This window comes from Pseudomonadota bacterium, assembly GCA_039028155.1.
Taxonomy (GTDB): Bacteria; Pseudomonadota; Alphaproteobacteria; order SP197; family SP197; genus JANQGO01.
On sequence record JBCCIS010000014.1, the window covers coordinates 94474 to 100953 of the forward strand.

At 63.8% G+C, this 6480-nt stretch carries 7 protein-coding genes; 2 read left to right on the forward strand and 5 right to left on the reverse strand.

All coding sequences use genetic code 11. The features are described 5' to 3' along the window. The first annotated feature begins 9 nt into the window (after nucleotides 1-9). Nucleotides 10-768 carry a nucleotidyltransferase domain-containing protein gene (locus AAF563_09990; GenBank protein ID MEM7121595.1) on the forward strand — a complete coding sequence of 253 codons (759 nt, stop codon included), beginning with the start codon at nucleotides 10-12 and terminating at the stop codon, nucleotides 766-768. Here AAF563_09990 and AAF563_09995 read toward each other — a convergent pair. After that, nucleotides 749-1594, reverse strand: a complete 846-nt coding sequence (locus AAF563_09995; GenBank protein ID MEM7121596.1) for a phytanoyl-CoA dioxygenase family protein — start codon at nucleotides 1592-1594, stop codon at nucleotides 749-751. The two genes, AAF563_09990 and AAF563_09995, sit on opposite strands and share 20 nt — an antisense overlap. Nucleotides 1595-1723: 129 nt before the next feature. On the opposite strand from AAF563_09995, the gene AAF563_10000 reads away from it, so the two are divergent. Then, nucleotides 1724-2341 (forward strand): TetR family transcriptional regulator C-terminal domain-containing protein, encoded by a 618-nt coding sequence (locus tag AAF563_10000; protein ID MEM7121597.1) that lies wholly within the window; start codon nucleotides 1724-1726, stop codon nucleotides 2339-2341. A gap of 8 nt (nucleotides 2342-2349) precedes the next feature. Here the strand turns inward: AAF563_10000 and AAF563_10005 are convergent, their stop codons facing one another. The 4 genes from AAF563_10005 to AAF563_10020 form a co-directional block, all read right to left on the reverse strand. After that, the gene (locus tag AAF563_10005) at nucleotides 2350-3228 is read right to left on the reverse strand and encodes a bile acid:sodium symporter family protein (GenBank protein ID MEM7121598.1); all 879 of its coding nucleotides are present in this window, start codon (nucleotides 3226-3228) and stop codon (nucleotides 2350-2352) included. Nucleotides 3229-3426: 198 nt separating this feature from the next. Beyond that, nucleotides 3427-5421, reverse strand: coding sequence for an ASKHA domain-containing protein (locus tag AAF563_10010; GenBank protein MEM7121599.1), 1995 nt, complete (start codon nucleotides 5419-5421; stop codon nucleotides 3427-3429). Next, complete coding sequence (locus tag AAF563_10015) at nucleotides 5414-6331, reverse strand: dihydropteroate synthase (protein ID MEM7121600.1); 918 nt, start codon at nucleotides 6329-6331, stop codon at nucleotides 5414-5416. The genes AAF563_10010 and AAF563_10015 overlap by 8 nt, the downstream gene beginning before the upstream one ends. Continuing rightward, nucleotides 6328-6480, reverse strand: a 153-nt coding sequence (locus AAF563_10020) for a methylenetetrahydrofolate reductase (GenBank protein ID MEM7121601.1), incomplete at its 5' end; no start/stop codon positions are given. The genes AAF563_10015 and AAF563_10020, both read right to left, overlap by 4 nt.

The window sequence follows — 6480 nt, forward strand, 5'->3', positions numbered from 1 at the left end:
TCGGCCGCATTGACCAACGACGACATTAACCGTGACGACCTGATCCGGCGTTTTGTCGATGATGGAACGTCGGCATTGCTTCTTGTTGGCAGCCGCGCGCGCGGCGATCACGCGCCATCAAGCGATATCGATCTGGCCCGCCACGTGAAGGCTGAGGGCACGCGGCACCCGACTCTTTACATGAATGACGCGGACGGGCGCCTCATCTCACTCAAGACGTTCGATCCGGCGAGCGAAGAAGAGGGCCTTATGCTGCCGGGCAGGGCCGTCTGGCAGGCGCCGACCTTGGCGTCGGCGGTCATTCTCTATGATCGCGATGGCGATGCCGCACGATTAGTCGACAAGGCCCGTCGTTTCGACTGGGCAGATCTGGGCGCGGCACCGGACCGCCACGTCGCACGTGAGGTGACCGGCTATGCCGAAGAGACGCTGAAGATCGTCGATGGAATGGAGCGGGGCATCGAGTCCCAGATCATCTACGCCACAATGGGCATTGTGCTGGGCCTTGCCGAAGCCATGGTGGTCCACCGCCGTGGTTTCATCATCTCCGAAAACCGCCTTTTCGAGAGCGCGCTGGATCTCATGGCCGCTCATAAGGACTGGGCCTCGTCGATGCGCCGTGCAGCTGGATTTGGTGACGCCGGTTCTTTTGATCGGGCCGCGGCGGCTCTGACGCTCTATGCCGAGACCGTCGCGTTGGTCCGGCCGTTGCTCGACGAGGATCAGTGTGCTGTCGCAGAGGGCGCGCTCAGTCGGCGGCTTCTTTGAACAGATCTTTCGGGCTGCCCATCTCGTAGTAACCGAGCACGCCGTTGCCGCGTCCGGTGCCGTCATAGACGTCGTAGCCAAGCAGGGCGCGGGCGGCCTCCGGCATCGCGCGCACTGTTTCGACGTCCAGGTTCAGGTAGTGGTTTTCGACCGGACGCAGCCAGCCGGCGCAATAGGAGATCGACAGACCGCGTCGAATGCCATCTGCGTTGCTGGTGCCGCCGGCGTGAACGGTGTCGCCACTAAAGATGGCGACCGATCCCGCCGGCATCACTGCTTTGGCGATATCGTCGGGTTCAGGAAGATGGCCCTTGGCCCACAGGTGGCTGCCGGGCACAACCAGGGTCGCGCCGTTTTCTTCAGTGAAATCGGTCAGAGCAACCATGGCATTGGCGACCAGCGGCCCCATGTTCTGGATCGGCGTCGGCCAGGAGTTGTTGTCGGTGTGCAGGCGCTGCGCCGTTTCCCGGCTCCTGATCTCGATCAGTTCGCCGGCTGACAAAAGATAACTCGTGCAAACCGGCAACAGCAGATGATCCATGACGGCCAGCAGACGATCGTCGACGAGGGCGTCGATGAACGACGGCGTTTTGGCCGCCAGGCCCTGTAGCCTGACTGTCTTGTAGCCCAGGAAATCGTCGAACGCCTCGACACCGGTATAGGTGCGGTGATGGTTGTCGATCAGTGGCTGAACCTCGCCGTTGTAGCGGTTGAGCCAAGAGGCGGAGAAGAAGTCCTCGATAATGACCACGCCGTCGTGGTCAAGGGCCTCGCTGATCGTGGCGGCCGGGCTATGTCCGGGCAGGCGTGTCACCGCGGCGCTCATCGTGTCACCTCATGGTTCGGTCGGAAGTTGGCGCAACATAGCAAAACATGGACAACTGTCCAGGAAAAGTTGGACACGCTGTCCAGATCGGCTAGGTTCAGCCGCCAATCCGTGACCTTCAGGACGATAATGACGACGACCGAGCAGCGGCCGAGAACCCAACCAGAGATCAACGAGTACCGCCGGCGGCTCCTCATGGAAGCGACCATCGACATGTTGGCGAAGAAGGGAGTCGCCGGCGCGACGGTCAGGGCCATCACGAAGCAGGCGGGGACATCGCACGGCCTCATCGGACACTATTACGCCAACAAGGACGAGTTGCTCGTCGCGGCCCTCCAGCACCTGTTCGGGCGTATCGTCGACGGTACCAGCAAGGCGATTGCGGCGGCCGGTGACGATATGGTTGCCCGGCTCTATGCCTGGCCGCGAGGCATGTTTTCAACCACCGTTTTCTCGCCGACCAACCGCGCCGCGTTCCTGGCCCTGTGGCACGAGATCCGTTTCAACCCGGCGGTGCGCGACGCCAACCGTGAGCTCTATATCGGCTATCGCGAACGCGCCGAAAAACTCTTCGCCAGGGCGGCGGTTCAGCTCGGCTGCGATATCGACGCATCGCGCGCGGCGCTCGGCCTCGTCGCGCTGATCGACGGACTATGGCTCGATCTGTCGCTGGAAGTCGGCGCCGTCGACCGCAAGGGTGCGATCCAGGTGTGCCACGACTTTATCGACGAGCGCCTGAAAGGCTGATCGCCGATTCAAGTCTCGCTCTTGACCGGCCGCCGTGCTGCAGCCATCGCGACGTAAACGCCGGCCGTGAAGAACATGACCAGGCTATAGACCGCACCGGGTACGACCATCAGTTCGTTGCCCAGGAACGTGGCGGCGATCAGAACGGCGAGCGTACCGTTCTGCAAGCCGGCCTCCAGCGTAATGGCGACCGACTGATCGCGCCCCAGCCGGGCGGCCTTGGCAAACGACCAGCCCATCGCCATGCAGACCAGATTGAGCACGAGGACCGGCGGTCCGATCTCATTGAAATGGGTGGTCAGCAGCTGCCATTCCGACGCAACGGCGGCAATGACGATAATGACGAAGAGCGCCGTCGCGACATGGCGGCAGGTCGGCTCGATCCGCGCGGCGAAGTCCGGACCGACGCCCTTGATGACCATGCCGATCAGGACCGGCACGGTCACGATGCCGAAGATACCGACGATTGTGCCGAACAGGGGAAGGGGCGGCGCTTCGGCGCCCAGGAACCACGCGTTGGAGACCGTGACAATCAGCGGAATGGTGATGCCGGCCAGAACGCTCGTGACAGCGGTCAGACTGATCGACAGGGCGGTGTCGCCGCGCGCCAGGTGGGTCAGGAGGTTCGAGGTGACGCCGCCGGGACAAGCCGCGATGATCATGAAACCGACAGCCAGCACCGGATCCATGACACCAACCGCGCGCCAAGCCACGATCATGACGAAGGCGATCAGGGGTAACGCGATGATCTGGGCGATAAGGCCGATAACGGCAGCACGCGGCTGGCGCACAACGCGAAGGAAATCGCCGGGCGTCAGCGCCAACCCCATGCTGAGCATGATGAAGGCCAGTGCCAGCGGTAGCAGGACGTCTGTGACGAAATTCACGGCGCGCTCCCTCCACGTCGTTGACGCGCTGGCGCGCAACCCCTCACCCCGGCCCTCTCCCTCAAGGGGAGAGGGAGACCTTCTTTGATTTCCTCTCCCCAACGAGGGAGAGGGACGTAGAGGCTTGGGTGCGTCAGCGCCCTAGCCGGAGCTGGGTGAGGGGGCTTGGTCGCGCGTGCTACGGATCGATCGGCCAGCTCAACCTGCCTTACGGCGTCGGCGCCGGCGCGGGCTCTCATCGTCCGTTGCCGCGAACTTCGGTTCCGGCAAGGTGACGGCCTTGGTCAGGTTGGGATAGGACGCCGTCTTGTGCGGGATCGCCATCGCTTCGACGAAGTGTTCCTGGAACTTCGCCTCGACCGCGGTCTCGATCTTTTCGATATGGCGTACGACATCTTCAAGCTCGCGCCGCGCGTCCTTGTTCAGCAGCGCGATGCGCGCCCCGGTGCCGGCCGCGTTGCCGGCGCTGCCGACCTTGTCGAGGTCGCAGTCCGGGATCATGCCCAGGATCATCGCGTACTTGGTGTCGATGTGACTGCCGAACGCGCCGGCCAAGGTCACGCGGTCGACGGTCTCGATGCCCATGTGGTCCATCAGCAGTCGCGCGCCGGCATAGAGCGCGCCCTTGGCGAGCTGGATCTGGCGAATGTCGTTCTGGGTCACCGTGATCGTCGGGTTGCCCTCGTGGATCACGTAGGCATAGGTGCGGTCCTGCTGGATAAGACGCGGCGTGCGTTCGGCCATGGCGCCGTCGATCACGCCGTCGGTGGTCAAGAGGCCCACCAGATACATCTCCGCCAGGACCTCGATGATGCCGGAACCGCAGATGCCGGTCGGCGTCGACGCGAAGCCGGGGTCGTCCGACCAGGTATCGTCGCCGATCACCTTGAAGCGCGGCTCCAGCGTTTCGGGGTCGATGCGTACCCGCTCGATGGCGCCGGGCGCGGCGCGCTGGCCGCTGCTGACCTGGGCGCCCTCGAACGCCGGTCCGGTCGGGCTGGAGGCAGCGAGCAGGCGGTCCTTGTTGCCAAGGATGATCTCGGCATTGGTGCCGACATCGACGATCAAGGTCATGTCGTCGGCGTGATAGGGCATCTCCGACAAGACGACGCCCGCCGCGTCGGCGCCGACATGACCGGCGATACACGGCAGCACATAGACCCGGGTGCCCGGGTTCAGATGCAGGTCGATTTCGCTCGCCCAAAGCTCCGTCGATTCGTCCGTCGACAGCGCGAAGGGCGCAAAGCCCAGCGGCGTCGGATCGATGCCCAGCACCAGATGATGCATGATCGGGTTGCCGGCGATCGTGACTTCCATGATGTCCAGCGGGTTGATGCCGGCTTCCTTGGCAGTCTCCAGCGCCAGCTCGTTAAGCGACTCGCGCACGGCCGCCGTCATCTCCTCATCGCCGCCCGGGTTCATCATCACGTAACTGACCCGGCTCATAAGGTCTTCGCCGAAGCGGATCTGCGGGTTCATGCGTCCGGCGGACGCGACGACCTCGCCGGTCTGCAGATCGCAGAGGTGCGCAGCGATTGTGGTCGAGCCGACATCGACCGCCATGCCGTAGAGCTTGTCGTAAAAGCCCGGACGAACATCCAGGATGCGTTTGCCTTCGCGCAGGAAGACCGTGACCTTGTACTCGCCTTCCTCAAGCGTCTTGTTCAGTTTCTGCAGGAGCGGGATATCGGCGGTCTCGGCGTCCAGGTCCCACTGCTCCTTCAGCGCCTGCTTCAGTCGCCGCAGGTGGGCTGCGGGCTCGTGCATGTCCGGGGGCGTTACCTCGACATAGTGCAGATGCACCACCGGGTTCAGCTTCACCGCGCGGGCTTCCGCGCGCTTGCGGACGACCTGTTTGTGAACCTGGGATTCCGGCGGCACGTCGATCACCAGATCGCCGCCGATACGCGCTTGACAGGAAAGCCGCCGGTCGGCCTTCAGTTGTCCCGACTTCTGTTGGCGAAGCTCCGGCTCGGTATAGGGCGTCAGATGGTCGTTGGAAGAGGAGATGCCGTGCTTGGCAAATTCGCCTTCGCCGATCGTGACCTGACAGCGCGTGCAGATGCCGCGGCCGCCACAGACGGAATCCAGATCGACGCCCAATTCACGCGCGGCCTGCAACAGATTGGTGCCGCGGCGAAAATTGCCGCGACGCCCCGACGGGGTAAAGACAACGAGCGGATCGTCAGCCACGACGGCGGCGGCCCTCCCGGCGTCGGGCGCGCGCTTCCGCCACATCCGCGCCACCCGCGGCCCGTGTCGCGCCGGAGTGTTTCTTGATCCACGCGCGGCAGTTCTTGTCGGTGCCCATCATGACGTCGGCGGCCATGATGCCGTCCATGATCTCCGATTCCAGGGGATTGGTGATGGCCGAGGTCATGCCGTTCGACATCGCCATGCCCAGGAACGCGGCGTTCAGTTGCGGACGTGCCGGCAGACCGAAGGAGATGTTCGACGCGCCGCATGTCGTGTTGACCTTCAACTCCTCGCGCAGGCGGCGCAGGATCGCGAATGACGTGCGCCCGGCCTCGCCGATGGCGCCGATCGGCATAACCAGCGGGTCGACCACCACGTCGCTGCGCGGGATGCCGTGATCCTCCGCGCGCTCGACGATCATCTTGGCGACGGCATAGCGCTCGTCCGGGTCCTCGGAGATGCCGGTCTCGTCGTTCGAGATGGCGACGACGGCGGCGCCGTACTTCTTCACCAGGGGCAGGACGACCTCAAGCCGTTCTTCCTCTCCGGTCACCGAGTTGACCAGCGCCTTGCCCTGATAGACCGACAAGCCCTTTTCCAGCGCCGCGACAATGGAGCTGTCGATCGACAGCGGCACGTCGGTCAGCGACTGCACGAGCTGAATGCTGTCGGCCAGCATCTGCGGCTCATCGGCCAGCGGCACACCGGCGTTGACGTCCAGCATGTGCGCGCCGGCGTTGACCTGGGCGATGGTGTCGGATTCGACGCGGCTATAGTCACCGGCGGCCATTTCCTCGGCCAGTTTCTTGCGGCCGGTCGGGTTGATGCGTTCGCCGATCACGGTGAACGGGCGGTCGAAACCGATAACGACTTCTTTGGTCGCTGAGCTGATGACGGTGTCGGTCATTGAGGGGCCTTTGCTCTATCCTGCATATAGCCGGGAATGGTGGGATGAACGGCATGGGGGTCACGGCCCCGCAAGACGCCCGATTGTTCAATAATTTCGGCGACGGCTTCTTCCTGGCGATACGCCATCAGATGAATGCCTGCAACCCC